This window comes from Olivibacter sp. EAT-5 (genome assembly GCF_044784325.1).
In the GTDB taxonomy this organism is placed as follows: Bacteria; Bacteroidota; Bacteroidia; order Sphingobacteriales; family Sphingobacteriaceae; genus Olivibacter; species Olivibacter oleidegradans.
In genome coordinates, this window is sequence record NZ_CP173028.1 from 2495776 (window position 1) to 2513923 (window position 18148).

Sequence of the window (18148 nt, forward strand, 5' to 3'; positions counted from 1 at the left end):
CTAGTTATTTACGGATGAAACCAATGATAAATCGAAAGTTAACAGTCTGTTTTTTGTTTGCAGGCTTATTGTTTTTCAATAAGCTTGCAGCGCAGATGCTGAATCTTGCTAAAGGAAAGCCGGTTTCCGTTACTCCTAAAATTTCTGATAATCCTGGCGAACACTTTGTCGACGGGGAGGATGCCACCTTGTTTTATGCTTACCCGACAGCTCCTATTAATAGAATAGAGGTGGACTTGCAGGGGACGTTCAATATTGATCGTATACTTCTTAGAGGTTTTAAGGGAACAGATACCCTTCGGATCTTTACGATTAACGTTTCTGAAAAGAAGGAGGTTTTTGTTAATGTACTGCCAGCGAAAAAGCTGATAACGTTTACACCGGTTACTGCCAGTAAGTTAGTAGTTGAGTATAAACCCAAGAATAATACGGTGATGGGTGAATTAGAAGTCTTTGCTCACGAGCGGCAACCCGTAATGGTAAACCAAAGTGGTTATAATACAGGTGCAGTAAAGCGGTTTACGGCCCCACTTGCTGCGAATGGAACACCCTTTGTTATCGCGAAAGCGGATGAAGACAAAATGCTGTTTGAAGGGGTGATAAAAAATAAAATAGGTGATTTTACGGCCTTTAATCCAGAGGGCTCGTCCAGTTATAAAATAATTGTTAAAGGGCAGGATGTAGGTGTCTCTTTCCCTTTTACAATAGCTCCCTATTTAATCGAGCGTGTTTCCTATAAACCAGCCATACAGTTTATGATAGATGATAGGTGTTGGTACGGAAATACAAACAGTTTTAAACCAACGGTGCAAGATGCAGGTTGCCCTTTTCTAGGAATCGCTTGGCGGGATAGCCATCAATTTTCTTTTGAGTTACAAGCCTTAATCAACCTGTATTTCTCGAATCCTGACGCCTTTTCGGTAGATCGCATGCCCATTGAAGGACAATATATTGGTTTGAGGAAAAGGCTCCCTGAAAATACGCCGGAAATTGTTCGTCTCATATATTATGCAGTAGACATTTACTTGAGGGGAAAAGTGAATCATACCTTATTAAAGGAACAATTGGCTTATTTCCTATATGCATATCCGTATTTAAGTGAATATATACCGAGAGAGGTATATGAAGAAGCAAGGGACTATGTGTTTGCTATCTGGGAAACCGCTGACAATAATCGATGGCGCTGGCATGATATTGAGCATAGTGCCAATCTTTTTCAAACTTATACCATTATGGGAACGGGTAAGGGGCAGTTTCCTCCAGGGCACTCAATTGTGCCAAACCTAATGCTGTTTGAAGTCGCTAAACGCGAAGGAAGAAGGGATGCTATACGCTACTGGGATGCAGCGATGAAGCAAACGCAGTGGATTGTTGACAATGTGGATTGGAAGGATCCTGCAACTACGAAAGGACAACGAATGAATGAGTACGTAACGATGCAATCGTTGGGTTATTTTTTAAAACAGTATCCCGATAAGGCACCAAAAAAGTTGCTTGAAAAGATAAGGTTGTGGGCTGAGGTGGCCATCTCACGTTCGGATAATATGTGGGACTTTAGAAAATATAAAGAAGATAAATGGGTAATCCCTGATATTAAATCGGCCAACGATCCGACGTTTAATCCGAATGGTAGTTTTAATGAGCCCGGTAATATTGCTGGATTTCCGGTAGCTGCTTTGGTTGCAAAACAGGTGTTGACTGACGAGAAGCTGAACAAGCGATTAGAAGAAATAGCGGTAGGACAGATTGATAATGTGTTTGGTAGAAATCCCGCTGGCAGGCATTATAGCTACGATGCTTGCACTGATTTTGAAGGGGCCGACCTAGGTTGGTTTCAGGAATATGAAGGCGGAGCAGGCATGTTGCAAACGGTAAGAGGGGTGTTGGATGGTTCACCGAAGGAGGATGTATATCCGTATGATTCTTACGGAGGAGATCCCGGCCATACGGAAGGTTGGGTCACTTTTAACACAGCCTGGATGGAAGGGATTGCCTATCGGAACTACGATTTAACAAAATTGAGCGTAGTTGGCGAATCAAAGAATAAAGAACTCCTAGTGCAACTGGCTGTACCACTGAACTTAAATCCTTTGGTACAAGAACGAGCCGAGATACGGGTAACTAAAAATGGCAAAGATGAAACGACACTGGTACTGGAAGAGGAAGGAACAGATGCCTTGTATTTTAAGAAAAGATTGAAGTTGGAAGAGTTACCATACCAAATAAAAAAAGGTGATGTACTTACTTTTTCTTACGGTTTGGCACATTTTAGTAAGGAAGCGGCTATTACTATTGATTGATTTATAATGAGGTTGAAATTTTGTTACATTTTCTTATTGTTGAGCTGCGCTATATGGAAAGTGGAGGCGGCTAAGTACTTGTTTTTAGTGGCCGGCCAGAGCAATAGTGTAGGAAAGGGCAATGCTTCTTTAGCTCCTGCTATAATGCCGGGAGTGGCTTATGAATATGTTTACCAAGCAGACTCATTAAGACCGCTGATTGATCCCGTGGGCGCTAATGAGTTGGATTTTGAATCAGCAAGCTCAGGAAGTGCCTGGCCCGCTTTTGCTGATACTTTTTATCAACTTACGGGCGATACGATTGTATTAGTGCCAGCTTCCAGAGGAGGGAGCTCCTGTCATGAAAAAGCCGAATTGGATAATTATGGGACATGGGCGGTTTCCGGAAGATTGTTTAATAATGCTTTACGCAAAGTAGAGGCCGCTATGAAAAAGACCGGCCTGCCACTTAGTGGTATTATTTGGCTACAAGGGGAGAGAGACGCTAATGCGATTAATAGCGGGAAATTAGCGCAAGCAGCATACGAGCGAAGTCTTAAAGAACTGATCGTACGATTTAGAACAGCCATGCATGCGAGTACGCCATTTTTTATAGTTAAAACCGGTTATTACAATAACCATCCGAGATTGGGTTTTGATCAGGTACGGGTCAGTCAAGACCACGTAGCTAAACAGATGGATTCGGTGTATATCGCTTTTGAAGGAACAAATCGTTTTATAGACAGCGGTTTAATGACGGACGAGATTCATTACAACCAAGAAGGCTTGAATAAAGTGGGAGATTCATTGGCGTTTAAGGTTGCCAACAAGCTCGGCATAGCTGAGCAGAACTTGCCTAAAACAGGAGCATTACAGATTAAGGGGATTGACGAGTTTAAGTTGCGAAAGGGAGCGGCTAATTTTTTTAAAAAAGCCAGGGAGCGAAAAAAGCTACGTGTGGGATATATTGGGGGAAGTATTACACAGGCAGATAAAGGGTATCGTAAACAGACTACAGAACTTCTTAAAGTGTTATTGCCCAATAATGAACTTGTTGAGCTAACAGCAGGAATTCCTGGAACGGACGCTGATTTAGGAGCCTGCCGAGTGGCCGACCAATTATTGTCAAAGCAGCCGGACCTCGTTTTTATAGAGTTTGCTGCAAATGGTGGTTTTCCGCAAGGAATGGAAGGGATTATTCGGCAAATTAAAAAAACTGATCCTCAAATCGATATCTGCTTGATCTATGCAGCGACGGTAGGACAACTAAAGGCCTACCAAGAAGGAACTATTTTAACCCATATTGCTAAAATAGAACAACTGGCCGATCACTATCAGTTGCCTTCGGTACACATGGCTTTATACCCGGCTTGGATGGTACAACAGGAAAAACTGATAGCAAAAGGTGATGCTGGAAATAAACTTGGAAAACCAATTTTTACCGAAGATGGCGTTCACCCACTACCGATTGGAGGAAACTTATATGCTGCTGCGATAGTAAGGATGTTTCGTGCTGCACTTGAGCTTTTTGTGTCAGGAAAAGAGGCTGCGCCTGATTTGCCTTCTGCACTGTATGTTGATAACTGGGAGCAAGCGCAATGGATAAGCCCTCAAGAAGGCGCAATATTTTCGGATGATTGGAAAGAGATTCCGACTACCGGAAAACTGCAACAGTTTGGCGTGTGGTTTCCTACAGTCATGACAGCCGATCAAGCGGGAGCCAGCTGCACGATCCGTTTTGAAGGAGATGCTGTTGGTTTATTCGACATAGGGGGTCCGGAAGTTGGACAACTTAAGGTGACGCTGGATGGCAGAGAAGTGCAACTGCTTGTTGATAAAGGTGTGCGTTACAACGTTGTGTCTGAAGGGCAAGCCGTACTTAACCGATTTAATATTAATTGTAACAACCGTTACAGGGGACAGTTTTTTATGTTACAGACCTCACTTGGAAAACATGAGGTGACGTTTAGTATAGATAAAATAATACCTGACAAAAGGGAGATTTTAGGAGCGGATCAACTAGATGATATTACCGCGCATCCGGAGAAATATGCGCATGCTCAAATCTACATAGGAAAAATTTTAGTAAAGGGTGATATTTTAGATGAAAAATAAAGGTCTTTTGTTTTTATGTTGTTTCGCCTGCTTATTTGCGAAGGCCACAAACTTGCCTGATACATTATTTATCAGAAGAGATCACTATACTTTTTTTATCATACCCCAGGGCTTGCGCTATGGTATTTTATTAAACCGGCAGCACATTGAGGCTATATCGCCACACGCGCAAGCTGGAATCCGTTTTGCAAAAGGAGCGGAAAGACCTCCACTTCCTGCTAATGCGAAAGGAATATTAAAACAAGAGGAGAGCCTGTTGCAGTTGGCTGTTGAAAATGAGCAAAGCATGAAAGCGCGATTGAGTGTTTTCTTTGATACAAATTATGTTGCCTTAAAACTGCAACCGTTTATATCCAATCAAGTGGATAGCTTGTTTACGATCGATTTTTGTACCGCTGCTGCTAGCCCGGCCTATGGCTTAGGCGATCATGGAGGTTATGGAGACAACATGGCCATTCGTAATTTTATAGAGGATGATTTTGGCAATCGGGACAATGGGCATCGCTTTATTTCTACGTTCTCTATTTTTCCACAAAATCAATTTGCGCAGGTTCTTTTCGAAAAGCGAACAAAACGGGTAGCGATTAGCGATAGAGAAAACCGTTTAGGTGCTGTAGGTGTTAAGGAGGCTAAAATTTATTATCTTCTTGGTAGGCCGAGAACGATCTACAGTAGTTATAAGCAACTAAAAATTCAGGAAGGATACCCAGATATTAAACCAAAATACCGCTTTTTCGAATTGGGGTATGAAGCATTTGGCTCATTGGGATGGAATACTTTTCAGCATTCGGTGCAAGAAGATTTGGATCATTATTTGAAAAATGGGTTTGGACCTAAATGGGCCGTGGTAGGTTCGGGGTTTTGGAAAGGAGAAAGAAAAAATCCAAGTGAAGGCAGTACAACAAGTTTTGGTATATGGGATGACCTGAAGGAAGGAGGGAGAAAGGATGGATTGCCTTCTCCGAGATACCCCGATGTGAAAGGCTTTAAAAAGTTTTTTGCTGAGCGGGGAATAGATTTATTAGTGGGATTGCGTATTAATTTTAAAGCTCCTCGGCAATATCAGGGTAACTTTTATGAGGCCAACGATGGGCCTTTCACCTTGCAGGGTTTGGATTCAAGCTATTTTGTGACGGATGCCGCGATGAATCCGGAGACCTATAAAGTCGTTTTTCCGCAGGGAAACGTGTTTTTGCTAAATGGTGGGAATAGACGAGCGATTGACTGGTACGTGAGGGGCGCAGACAAATGGGGAGTGAAGGGATTTAAGGAAGATCTCATGTTATTGGACGGTGCCAAGTTAAATAATGACGCCAAGGTTGATGAGGTGAATCGGGCCTTGATTGATAAAGAATACTTACTAATGGCCAGAAACGGAGCTTATGCTGTGCCTGGTGATATTTTACGTCTGGAGGATACCCAATATGGTCATGACCAGGATCGGCCCCTTATTAATGGATTGAATTATGCTGCAAGTGGTGTATCTGCTGTCTATCTAGATATTGTGGCGGGTAAATATTTAAAACTGCCGCTTACGAACGATCAAGAACTATATTTTGCCAGAAATGCAATGCTGGCAGCTGTAAGCCCGGTGATGGCGATGGGACTAGGTCCATGGAATATTACAAATACCCATTATAAGGATGCAGTCAAGAAAGCAGCGGATTGGCATACCCAATATGCGCCTTATCTCTATAGTGCGGCAGTTAAAAGTTTTAAAGAAGGTTATCCGTATACGATGACACCGTTGCCAATTGCTTTTCCTACAGATACAAATACGTATTATTTAGCGGGGAAGGAACACCGGCAATATGCTTGGATGTTGGGTGAATCTTTATTGGCTACTCCAGTGTACGGAAATGATTATGCCACCGCTACTTCTCGGGATGTCTACTTGCCGGCAGGGAGGTGGATAGATTTTGAAAAAGGGACCGTTTTTAATGGGCCTTGTACATTGCAGGAATATGAATTTCCTACCGACAAGTTACCTTTATTTGTAGGTGGGGACGGGATTTTAGTAAGGAAACAAGGCGATGCGTTTTACGCAGATATATATCCGGTATCAGAAAGAGCATTTTTGTATGATTTCTATTTTCCGGATGGCAGCGGAAAATCTACTGTTAATAAAAGAGGAAAAGGCATCATCAAGGAAAATGTGAGGGTGAAAGATCTGGCGACGAATAAAGAGGTTGAACTGGAAGCAAAGCATAAAAATTTAGGTTGGTCCTTTAGGCTGCTGCCAGGACATCGATATGAAATTTACGAATGAAGTTTCCACGGCAATAATAGGAAAATGTTTAAAAAAGGATTGGTGAGCTTATAACCATTTAGGGATGCGATTGAAACAAATAATAAGAAACGAAGCTACCGACAAAATAAAATTACATATCAATAAATATTAACAGATGAAGTTTAAAGAAGAATTCGTAGCAGCAGGAAGGAATAAGTATGTAGAAGTACTAAAGGCTGATCTTGTTATAACTGGTGGTGGATTGTCCGGTGTTTGTGCAGCTATTACGGCGGCGCGCAAAGGCTCCAAGGTGGTGCTTGTACAAGATCGCCCCGTACTTGGTGGTAATGCCTCCAGTGAGATCCGGTTGTGGATATTAGGGGCTACTTCTCATATGGGTAACAACAACCGATGGAGCCGAGAGGGAGGGGTGGTTGATGAATTATTGGTGGAAAATACTTACCGCAATCCGGAAGGAAATCCTGTTATTTTGGATATGATTCTTTTAGACAAGGTGGCTCAAGAACCCAATATTAGCCTATTGCTGAATACGATGGTATATGAGGTGGAGAAAGATGGGCCCGATCATATTTCGGCACTGAAAGCATTTTGTAGTCAGAATTCCATTGAATATCAGCTTCAGGCACCGTTGTTTTGTGACGCTTCCGGAGACGGTATTGTTGGCTTTTTAGCGGGCGCAGCCTTCAGAATGGGGGCCGAAAGCAAAGAAGAGTTTGGTGAACTGATGGCTCCCGGAGCTGTATACGGAGAATTACTTGGTCATAGCCTATATTTTTATAGTAAAGATGTTGGTAAGCCGGTTAAATTTATACCGCCGTCATTTGCAATGGATGTAACGAAAGAAATTCCCAGATTTAGGAATTTTAATGCCAAAGAATTTGGATGTAAATTGTGGTGGGTAGAGCATGGGGGCAGAATGGATACGGTGCATGATAGCGAGAAAATAAAATGGGATTTGTGGAAGATTGTCTATGGTGTGTGGGATTATATCAAGAATTCGGGAAATTTTCCGGAAGCTGATACGATGACCTTGGAATGGGTAGGTGCTATTCCGGGGAAAAGAGAAAGTAGAAGGTTTGAAGGGGATTACATGTTGACACAACAGGACTTAGTGGAGCAAAGAAAACATGAGGACGCCGTGGCTTATGGCGGATGGTCTATTGATCTACATCCTGCGGACGGCGTGTTCGGTGAAAATAATGCTTGTGACCAGTGGCATAGCAAAGGAGTTTTTCAAATTCCTTATCGCTGCCTTTATAGTCGTAATATTAAGAATTTATTTCTGGCGGGACGAATTATCAGCGTAAGCCATGTGGCTTTTGGAGCGACTAGAGTGATGGCTACAAGTGCCTACGTTGGGGAAGCGGTGGGGATGGCAGCTGTTTTATGCAGACAGTTCGAATTAAATCCGGCGGCACTCTTACAGGAAAAAAAAATAGACACACTACAACGGGAATTAATAAAGATAGGTCATTATATACCGCATATAAAGCAGGCTGATCCCTTAGATTTGATGCAGCAAGCGTCTATAAATGCTTCTTCTGTGTGGGAGTTTAATGGGTTTGATGCCATAGATGTTCAGTGGAAGCCCTTATTTATTGCTGCTGCCCAATTGTTGCCTATACCCAGTGGTAGGTGCCCATCGTTTAAAATAACCGTCAAGGCTACTCGTAATACTACATTAGTGGTGGAGTTGCGAAAAAGCAGCAGAATAGGGAATTTTACGCCGGATATGCTGCTGACTAGTCAAACGTTCGACTTGAACGAGGGAGAGCAACTATTGGAATTAACCTTTGACCTGACGCTGGTTGATCCTACATACGTGTTCCTTGTGTTTAAAGATAATCCGAATATTTTACTTCCTTATACGGAACAGCGGGCTACGGGATTGGTTGCTGTTTTTAATGGGGTAAATAAAGCCGTGTCAAATTATGGAAAGCAAATCCCGCCTTTAAATATGGGCGTTGACACATTCGAATTTTGGTGTCCGGCGCGGAGGCCGGAAGGGCAAAATATATTGTTAAGCGTCTCTAAAGGATTGCATATTTTCGATCCTAGGTTTCTTATAAATGGTGTAGATAGACCAACTGTTAGAAGCAATGCCTGGGTTGCGGATCCGACAGATCCCAATCCATCCATCGAGATTGTTTGGAATAAAAAACAAAGGATAAGTAAGCTGGTCCTTTTCTTTGATACGGATTTTGATCATCCAATGGAATCGGTACTAATGACCCACCCGGAACGCGTGATGCCTTTTTGTGTGAGAGCGTATAAGATTCTAGACGATAAGGGAAATACTATATATGAAAAGCAAGATAATTTTCAAACGATCAATGCTATATTATTCGATGGTTCCGTGGAAACAGAAAAATTGATTGTTAGCATGGCACATCCTTCGAATAACGTTCCGGCAGCCTTATTTGGAATACGCTGTTATGCTCAAAGATAATTGTATTTAACAAATAAAGACCTAGATTGTGATGAATAACATCGATTATGTAGTAATGGCTGTATTTGCCCTTCTGATTTTATGTATTGGAATGGTGTTTACTTATTCAGGAAGTAAAAATACATCGACTTTTTTTGAAGCTGGGGGGCAAACACCGTGGTGGATTAATGGCCTCTCCTTATTTATTAGCTACTTTTCGGCTGGTACTTTTGTTGTATGGGGATCAATTGCTTATCAAGGAGGCTTCGTGGCTAATGGTATACAGTTAACCATGATGCTAGGTGGGTTGATAACAGCAATTTTTATTGCTCATCGATGGAAGAAAACAGGTGCGCTTACTGCCGCAGAATACATCGGTGTTCGTTTCGGGGTAAAGACGCAACAATTTTATACTACTTTAACGTTATTGTATAGCTTGTTTTCTGTGGCGGCTGTGTTATACCCAGTTGGGAAGATGGTAAATGTTGCTTCGGGGATTTCTATTGAAGCCAGCGTGCTTATTATTGGAGGTATTATTATTTTATACACAGCTGCGGGAGGACTTTGGGCCGTTTTGGTAACAGATGTGGTGCAATTTGTAGTTTTATCTGCCGCGGTATTAATTGTAATTCCACTGGCACTAAAGGATGCAGGGGGTATCCAGACATTTGCCTCCAATGCTCCGGACCATTTTTTTGACTTTTTTAACAGTGAGTACAGTATAGGATTCTTTTTTGCTTTTCTTTTATATCAAACTATTTATATAGGAGGAAACTGGCCCTATGTGCAACGTTATACCAGTGTTTCCAATGAGAAGAATGCGCGTAAGGTGGCGTTTTTATTTACAGGGTTATATTTGATCTGTCCGTTTATTTGGATGTTACCTCCCATGCTTTACCGTGTGATTAATCCCAATTTACAGGGCATAGAAGCGGAAGGAGCTTATATGATGATGGCACAAAAAGTGTTGCCTGCAGGCTTAGTGGGCTTGGTGCTTTCAGGAATGATTTCGGCTACGGCAAGCAAAGCAAACACTACACTGAATTTAGTTGCAGTGGTTTTTGCGAATGATGTTTATAAAAAAATTTTTTTTCCGAAGGCTTCTGACAAAACCTTAGTATGGGTTGCAAGAGTCTTCACTGTGCTTTTTGGATTGCTAACAATGGTTATTGCTATTCTGATACCTAAAGTTGGCGGAATTGTTGAAATGGTATTGAGCACGGCGGCAATAGCGGGCGGTTCACTCTTCGCTCCCTTGATTTGGTCATTGTTTTCTAAGAAACAGACCGCAAAATCGATTGTTTTTGCATCTATTGTCAGCTTAGTGGTAAGCATATGGATGAAAATAGGCGCACCATTTATTATGGGTATAAGGTTAGATCGCTTTCTGGAAACTTGCCTCGGAGTAGGTTTGCCCTTAGCTATTTTAGTACTATTTGAATTGATCAACCGAAAGCAACATTATGCGGCGTTTTCAAAAAAAGAGGAATCCATACATGAGTATAACGAGCGACAAGATTCTGTGAAGCAAAATATATTCGGTATAAAAGTTATTGCTTTTTCGATAACACTTGTTGGTTTTGGAATCGCTTTATTGGGAATAGGAGCTGATGATGGTTTAGTAGCAGTGATTGTTGGTGCCGGAATTATGTTAGGAGGTGGTGCCATTTGGAAATCCATTTTAAGTGCTCAATGAAATTTTATGCAAATTACCATGGTAGAAAATAGATAGCTAAACTCAAGGGTACATTCGCTTATTGACGCCTCGCGCGGCCGGCGCATCTATTGGATTTTCAGGCCAGGCATGTTTGGGGTATCTTCTTTTAAGCTCTTTTCGGACTTCAAAGTAAGCATTGCTCCAGAAGCTTTTTAAATCCGCGGTTATTTGAACAAGTTTAAAACCGGGAGAAAGCAGATGAAGGGATACGGGCGTTTTTCCGTCATTGATGGTAGGCGTTTCGAGTAGACCAAAAACTTCTTGCAAACGCACTGCCAAGATTGGCGACTCGCCATTTGGTAAATAGCGAAGCCTAATCTGAGATCCACTGGGCACTGTAAGCTTGGTTGGTGCCAGTTTTTCCAGCTTTCTTTGCAGCTCAAAGGGAAGCCAATGGACCAATATCGAAATTAGGTCCAACTTTTTCAAATCCTCTGCTTTTCGGCACTTAGTAAGATAGGGCGCTAGCCATTCTTCTACGCAATTAAGCAAGCTGTCGGTATCAGCTTTAGGCCAATATGCTTTCTGATCCCAGAATTTCAAGCTCATTACGCGATTCTGCCATTGTTCAACCTCCGTCGTATAGTTAAGTAAATGTAGCCCTTCTTTCTTTATTACCTTTAAAAGCACTTCGGTGGCCAGATCGGGGGGGATTTGCTGTAATGGCCTTGTCTGAACGATTAGGTTGTCGATTTTCCATTCTTCTCTTGCAAGGAAAGCCCCGTTATTTGAATCCCACTGAATGTTTGTATCGTGTGTTGTCAAAGGAAAAACATCTTCTTTCTTTAGTGGAGCGGCAAGAAATACCTTGCCCTCTCCTCCTCGAAAATCAATATGGGCTATGACCAAAAAGTCTTCGTTACATAAGCTATCACTTAGAAGGAGCGTTGCCTTCCGTCCATTGGCCATGAAGAAGCGGTTGCTGCCCTGCTCTATCTTGCGGGCAATGCGATCGGGATAAGCATAGGCCACAAGGCATCCACTAACGTAAGGATCGGGATCGTCATTGTTCTCTTCAATACCAAATAGCCTTCTATAATAGGCGGCAATCTTAATCACTTTGGAGAAAGATTGATAATACGTATGATTTTTTCTCGCTCTTCTTAATCCTTCGATTCGCAAATTTAAGTCAGTTTCAATCGTATTACTTAGGGGATCGCGTTCTTCTAGAAGAGCAGCAATGTCTGTTGCTAAGTGCAAATGTAATTTTTCGGATGCTGCTGCGGATAGCATATGCGCTAACCTGGGATGGCATGGTAAACGATGTATCATTTTGCCATGAGCGCTTATCTTTCCATCCATGATGGCCTCGATACGAGTTAAGATCTTTTGTGCTTGCAGAAATCGTTCGAGCGGCGGTGGTGTTAACCATTTTAACTGGTCCACAGATGAAATCCCCCACTTGAACAGTTCTAAGGTTAAAGGCATCAAATCCGCATCGATAATTTCCGGATTGCGATAGGTTTTCATTTTAGCCTCTTGTGTTTTAGACCACATGCGATAACAAGTTCCAGGGCCAAGTCTACCGGCCCTACCACTTCGCTGGATTGCTGAGTCGAGGCTAATACTAACCGTTTGTAAGCTTGACAAATTAGTTTTAGCGTCGAATATTGCTTGGCGCGTAAAGCCACTATCAATAACGACGCGAACGCCTTCGATCGTGAGGCTGGTCTCGGCAATGGAGGTTGCCAGGATGACTTTCCGACCACCTTTTTCATCGGGGAGGATGGCTCTTTGTTGTGCTGCTATTGAGAGCTGCCCATATAAGCAATGGATAATTGCAGTTGTCTTTTTTATTTTCAAGAGATCTTTACATCGGTTAATCGCCGCCTGTCCAGGAAGAAAGACAAGTATGTCTCCGATGGTTTCATGAAGTGCTCGCAATATAGTTTGAACACATAAAGACGGAAGACTTTCCAAGTTTTGCTCTCCTGTATAGATAATATCTATCGGATGTGTTCTCGAAGGACATTCAATAGTTGGAGCTTTTAATAACTGTGCCAGATTAGGTAAATCGAGCGTTGCTGACATTACCAGTAATCGCAAATCCGGGCGTAAGATTTCTTGCGTTTCCAGACAGAGTGTTAACGCAGTATCGGCATGAATACTTCTTTCGTGAAATTCATCAAAAATAATTAAACCAAATGCTTCGAGGGCATTATCATCTTGTATCATGCGCGTCAAAATACCTTCGGTTACCACTTCTATCCGTGTGCTATTGCTTACTTTATGTTCAAATCGAATCCGATAACCTATGGTTTTTCCTATATCTTCATCTAATAGAGATGCCATTCTCCCTGCGATCGCGATTGCAGCTAAACGACGGGGTTCCAGTAATAGAATTTTTTTGCCTTTGAGCCATGGTTCATCCAATAAACGCAAAGGAAGCAAGGTGCTTTTTCCTGCCCCCGGAGAAGCGCTAACCAATAAATTGGGGTGTTTTTTTAATGAATCCTGAACTTTTGAAAGGATTTGCTGAATGGGTAGTTGTGGCTCCTCTAAAATAGATAACATGGAGGTCAAACTTACGGAATAGATTCGGAATGATCAATGCTGTCTTATTGGCTAAGTGGTGCGTCTTGTTCTACCATTGAATGTAATTTCTTTTTTTGAAGAGGCTGGTTTTTATATAAATTGGTAGTGCTTCGCCAGATCCATTCAAGCGGGCCAAAGCTGAATTTTTTGAACCAATAAATCGAAAAAATGATTTGTGCAAAATAGAATAAGTTGGCTAATATGATAATGGAAAGCAATTCTCCATTTTTTACTTGTTTATAGCCAAATTCAAAGAGAAGAAAGAAGAAAAAAGTTTGTAATACATAATTCGTTAAACCCATGCGGCCTAAATTTTCCAAGGCTGACCAAAAAAGCCGCCATTTTTTTCTGTACCAATAAAGTAAACAGATGCCGCCGATGTAGCAGAATGAAAGCCATAGACTTTTTAAGGCACTCAACGTAGCTGTATAATATAACGTACTGCCAATAATTAAAAACACGCCAAGTGCAAGCGACCACAGAAGTAAGGATTTTTTTAATAGCTCAGTACGAAAACCCTTAGCATTAAATAGATCAACTGTACCGGCCCAGTAACCAAGATAGAATAAGCTAAGAATCATCAGGAAATGACCGGACGATAATTGATGGATAATACGTTGCGAGAAGCCTAAATTGGCTATTAAGGACATGGAAGAAGAACTTTTAATATGATGGCCGAATTCGGAAGATAAGCAAGCTGCAACAACTAAAATTGCTATTATGAATAGAAGATGTCTTTGATTCAGATGTCTAACAGGAATAAGTAACAAACCGATAATGGCGTAGATATGCAATATATCAAAAGCATAAAATTGATTATGCAGTAAACCAATAATAAATAAAACAAACAGCCTCCATATAAACTTGATTGTAAATGGCTGACCCTTTCTTTTAGCATTTCTAAATTGGATATAAAAGCTTAAGCCGAATAAGAAGGAAAATATTAAGTAAAATTTTCTTTCTACGAAAAAACTTAAGAAACTCTTGATTAAAAGGTCCGTTTCATTGCCGATTTTTTTTCCTTCGGATTGTAATTCAAGAAGATATATAGATGCCGCGTGAGCAAGGATAATTCCGTACAAGGCGAAGCCCCGAAGAATATCAAGGATTGAAATTCGTGATGAATCAGTTTTTAACAAGGTATCGGCCATGGTAATACAAAGGTAAGCTGGAGCAACAATTAATGGAGGTTATGGATACTAACTGATATAAAAACGGGCAATTATACGAAAGGGTGGGAAGTGTTGGTTAGCTATGTACAACGCTTACAAAGATAAGCGGCAAAAAACAAGTACAATATACTGATGCGGAAATCGTTTATGTTGATGAGGAGAACGGTGATGTTTAATTTGTTTAGACGAAGCGGACATGCGAATCTAGAGTGGGTTGGAGTTGATATACATTCACACCTGCTGCCAGGCATTGATGATGGAGCACCAAACGTTTCCGTATCGTTGCTGTTTCTAAAAAAGCTTTTGTCTCTTGGTTTGAAAGAGTTCATATTGACACCCCATATATACGATGAGGTATTTCCTAATACGCAAGAAACAATAGATTATGCCCACAATAAATTATATACTGAAATGGAAGAGGCTGGTTTGGGAGATGTTTATACACATTCATCAGCAGAATATATGCTGGGTGAAAAATTTGATTTGCTCTTGGATAGAAGGCATTTAAGACCGTTTCCCACCAATCATTTGCTGGTTGAAGTACCTTGGTTGGCTGAACCTATTCAATTGGAGCGAACAATTGCAAACATTGTTGAAAGAGGATATCGGCCAATTATAGCTCATCCTGAGCGCTATAATTTTTATCATTCAAGGCTAATAATGTACCATCAACTGAAGGAAATGGGGTGCGCATTACAGTTAAATTTACTTTCTCCGATTGGATATTATGGACAGAAAGCAGCAGAGGCCGCCCATTACTTAATCGAAAACAGCATGTATGATTTTTTAGGGACAGATCTGCATCATGATAGGCAATTACATAAAATTCTCAAATATGTTAAAAGTGGAAACGCTTACAAAGATCTAGGACGCCTTCGGTTAAGAAATCATGAGCTGTTGTAGCTGGGTTGACAAGGCACGTTTATTTGCTGATTTTAAATGGATAGTAATACTCAAAAGGGTTCCGTTTATATACAATTTATGTACACCTCACACAAAAAAAATATTATTTGCCGATATTCATCCCCGATATATCATTAGCGAGATTATTTGTAAAATGAAGGGGCTAATATTTTTTTTCTAATAATAAAATTGATTAAATTAACGAAAAATGAAACCGACTTTAGTAATTCTGGCCGCAGGAATGGCAAGCCGCTATGGAGGAAACAAACAAATTGATGGTTTTGGGCCAAATAACGAGACAATTTTGGAATATTCCATTTTTGACGCAATACGTGCAGGCTTTGGAAAAGTATGTTTTATTATAAGGGAAGAACATCAAAGCGTTTTTGAAGAAAAGTTTGCAAATTCTATAAAAAATCAAGTAAAAGTGGAATATGCTTTTCAAGAACCTCAGTTATCAGAATACGGTTTTAGCGATTATATTGAACGTAGTAAACCGTGGGGAACGGGACATGCACTGTTGGCAGCCAGAAATTTAGTAAAAGAGCGCTTCTGCGTAATTAATGCCGATGATTTTTATAGTCTAGTAGCCTTTCAGCAGATGGCGAATTTTTTAGCGAACGATGCGAAAGATGATCACTTTGCATTATTAGGATATAAGATAGATAAGACTTTATCAGATAGTGGTCCGGTAACAAGGGGCGTTTGCGCTGTATCAGATAGTGGCGAATTAAAACGATTAGATGAGCGAGCAAAAGTTTATAGAAAAGCTGCAAATACCATTGAGTTTGTTCAAGAAGATGGAACACCTGGGCAACTGGAAGTAGACGATCTTGTTTCAATGAATTTCTGGGGCTTTACGCCAGCTATATTTTCTTTACTCGAGCCCTTATTTATTACTTTTGTTGAACAGAATAGGATGGATCCGAAGGCTGAGTTTTTAATACCTGAAGCCGCACAAGTTATATTGCAACAGGGTATGGCAACTTTTAAGGTGATTCCGATTGATGCGCCTTGCTTTGGAGTAACCTATCAAGAAGATAAGCCGTTAGTGAAGAAGGAACTTTCCAGCCTGATAGAAGAGGGTGCCTATCCTAAAGATTTATGGAAAGAATTAACTGTTTAAGCTCTTTTTCATTCTGTAATAAAAGATATATATGAATAAAAACCATTATGTTGTAATTATGGCCGGCGGTGTGGGTAGTCGTTTTTGGCCAGTTAGTAGAACATCGCTTCCTAAGCAGTTCATTGATGTGCTTGGTTTAGGTAAAACATTAATTCAAAGCACATATGATCGATTTAAACAAATTGTTCCTGAAGAAAATATATATGTGCTGACGAATCATAGGTATGTTGGACTAGTAAAAGAACAGTTGGGAATTACTGATGAGAACAGAATTATCGGTGAGCCAGCCATGCGCAATACAGCACCCTGCATCGCTTATGCTTGCCATAAATTAGAAGCGTTAAATCCGAATGCAACACTTGTTATTGCACCTTCCGATCATTTGATCCAAGATACGGAGCGTTTTCTAGCAGATATTGAGCGGTCATTAAATGCAGCTGAAAACAGTAATGCTTTAATTACCTTAGGGATAAAACCGTCTCGGCCTGATACGGGATATGGGTATATACAGATTAGTGATGAAACGCTGAATGGATTTACAGAGTTTAACAAGGTGGCTTCTTTTCGGGAAAAACCTGTTTTACAGGTAGCACAGGAGTATGTAGCTAGTGATAAATACCTCTGGAATGCAGGTATTTTTATTTGGAATGTGCGGACCATTCTTGCCGAATTGGAAAAACATGAAGAAAAGCTAAATGCCATATTTTTAGTGGGAAGGGAAAAATACAACACACCTGAAGAAAAGGCTTTCTTGGAAGCGTATTATCCTATGTGCGAAAATATTTCTATAGACTATGCCGTCATGGAAAAGAGCGAATTGGTTTATGTCCTTCCCGTCGATTTTGGATGGTCTGACTTGGGCACATGGACTTCCGTTTATGGGTTAAGCCAACAGGATAATAGGGGTAACGTATTAATACCGGATGCCAACAATATAATTCTTTATAACAGCAGCAATTGCATGGTGAACGTACCAAGTTATAAGAAAGTAGTACTGAAGAATTTACATAATTATATAGTGGTTGAGTCAAACGATACATTGTTGATTTGCCCTATCGACAGCGAGCAAGAAGTTAAACAAGTTGTAGCTGATGCGGCGAAACAATTTGGAGAGAGTTATATTTAATTCTACCACTTTGGATAGTATCATGAAATGGATTTGGAGAGTCTGGTGTGTGCTGTATTTTTTTATTTTACTTTATGTGGTTTTTTTCGCATCAAGACGACCTAGCCCAATGTGGGGACGGCACCTTGAGGATCTAAGAATAGTTCCTTTTCGAACGAAGTGGTATTTATATACACATATGAGAGATCTGAGCAACGTCTATTTGGATGTAATAGGAAACATTGTGATGTTTACGCCCTTATCACTATTTTTATATATTGTATTCGGGATTAAACATTACGGAAAAATATTGTTTCTTGGTTTTTTTTTAAGTTTTTGTATTGAGGCTGGTCAGTACTTTATGGGGGTCGGAGTTCCGGATGTAGACGATTTAATATTTAATACTTTTGGTGTTCTTTTAGGTGTTATTATAATTGATGGTGTAAGACGTGTGCCTATACGTAGTAGTGTAACACGATCATAGGCAGGATGACTTTTCCGCAGAATTTGGGTATTT

At 40.7% G+C, this 18148-nt stretch carries 11 protein-coding genes; 9 read left to right on the plus strand and 2 right to left on the minus strand.

Translation table 11 applies throughout. The annotated features are described in order from the left end of the window. The first annotated feature begins 14 nt into the window (after positions 1 to 14). The 5 genes from ACH11B_RS10240 (at position 15) to ACH11B_RS10260 (ending at position 10769) form a co-directional block, all read left to right on the plus strand. Positions 15 to 2300 carry a hypothetical protein gene (locus tag ACH11B_RS10240; RefSeq protein WP_377613534.1) on the plus strand — a complete coding sequence of 762 codons (2286 nt, stop codon included), beginning with the start codon at positions 15 to 17 and terminating at the stop codon, positions 2298 to 2300. Between the two features lie 6 nt (positions 2301 to 2306). After that, positions 2307 to 4394, plus strand: a complete 2088-nt coding sequence (locus tag ACH11B_RS10245) for a sialate O-acetylesterase (RefSeq protein WP_377613533.1) — start codon at positions 2307 to 2309, stop codon at positions 4392 to 4394. Positions 4395 to 4446: 52 nt separating this feature from the next. Next, a complete protein-coding gene (locus ACH11B_RS10250; RefSeq protein ID WP_404274018.1) occupies positions 4447 to 6663 on the plus strand; it encodes a hypothetical protein in 2217 nt (738 codons plus the stop codon). A gap of 136 nt (positions 6664 to 6799) precedes the next feature. Beyond that, a complete protein-coding gene (locus ACH11B_RS10255) occupies positions 6800 to 9094 on the plus strand; it encodes an FAD-dependent oxidoreductase (protein ID WP_377613531.1) in 2295 nt (764 codons plus the stop codon). A 31-nt stretch (positions 9095 to 9125) separates the two neighbouring features. After that, a complete protein-coding gene (locus tag ACH11B_RS10260) occupies positions 9126 to 10769 on the plus strand; it encodes a sodium:solute symporter family protein (RefSeq protein WP_377613651.1) in 1644 nt (547 codons plus the stop codon). A gap of 42 nt (positions 10770 to 10811) precedes the next feature. Here the strand turns inward: ACH11B_RS10260 and hrpB are convergent, their stop codons facing one another. Together hrpB and ACH11B_RS10270 are read right to left on the minus strand one after the other, a co-directional pair. Continuing rightward, positions 10812 to 13304, minus strand: a complete 2493-nt coding sequence (gene hrpB / locus ACH11B_RS10265) for an ATP-dependent helicase HrpB (protein ID WP_377613530.1) — start codon at positions 13302 to 13304, stop codon at positions 10812 to 10814. Positions 13305 to 13348: 44 nt separating this feature from the next. Beyond that, positions 13349 to 14476 carry a DUF418 domain-containing protein gene (locus tag ACH11B_RS10270; protein WP_377613529.1) on the minus strand — a complete coding sequence of 376 codons (1128 nt, stop codon included), beginning with the start codon at positions 14474 to 14476 and terminating at the stop codon, positions 13349 to 13351. A 153-nt stretch (positions 14477 to 14629) separates the two neighbouring features. Between ACH11B_RS10270 and ACH11B_RS10275 the strand changes: the two genes are divergently transcribed. The 4 genes from ACH11B_RS10275 to ACH11B_RS10290 all read left to right on the plus strand — a co-directional run bounded on the left by ACH11B_RS10275 (position 14630) and on the right by ACH11B_RS10290 (position 18115). After that, positions 14630 to 15400: a tyrosine-protein phosphatase gene (locus ACH11B_RS10275; protein WP_377613528.1), complete on the plus strand. Its 771-nt coding sequence runs from the start codon at positions 14630 to 14632 to the stop codon at positions 15398 to 15400. 208 nt (positions 15401 to 15608) lie between these two features. Beyond that, entirely contained in the window at positions 15609 to 16526 is a 918-nt protein-coding gene (locus ACH11B_RS10280) for an NDP-sugar synthase (protein WP_377613527.1), read from the plus strand. A gap of 31 nt (positions 16527 to 16557) precedes the next feature. Next, the gene (locus ACH11B_RS10285; RefSeq protein ID WP_377613526.1) at positions 16558 to 17652 is read left to right on the plus strand and encodes a mannose-1-phosphate guanylyltransferase; all 1095 of its coding nucleotides are present in this window, start codon (positions 16558 to 16560) and stop codon (positions 17650 to 17652) included. Positions 17653 to 17674: 22 nt separating this feature from the next. Then, positions 17675 to 18115 carry a VanZ family protein gene (locus ACH11B_RS10290; protein WP_404274019.1) on the plus strand — a complete coding sequence of 147 codons (441 nt, stop codon included), beginning with the start codon at positions 17675 to 17677 and terminating at the stop codon, positions 18113 to 18115. Positions 18116 to 18148: the final 33 nt, after the last annotated feature.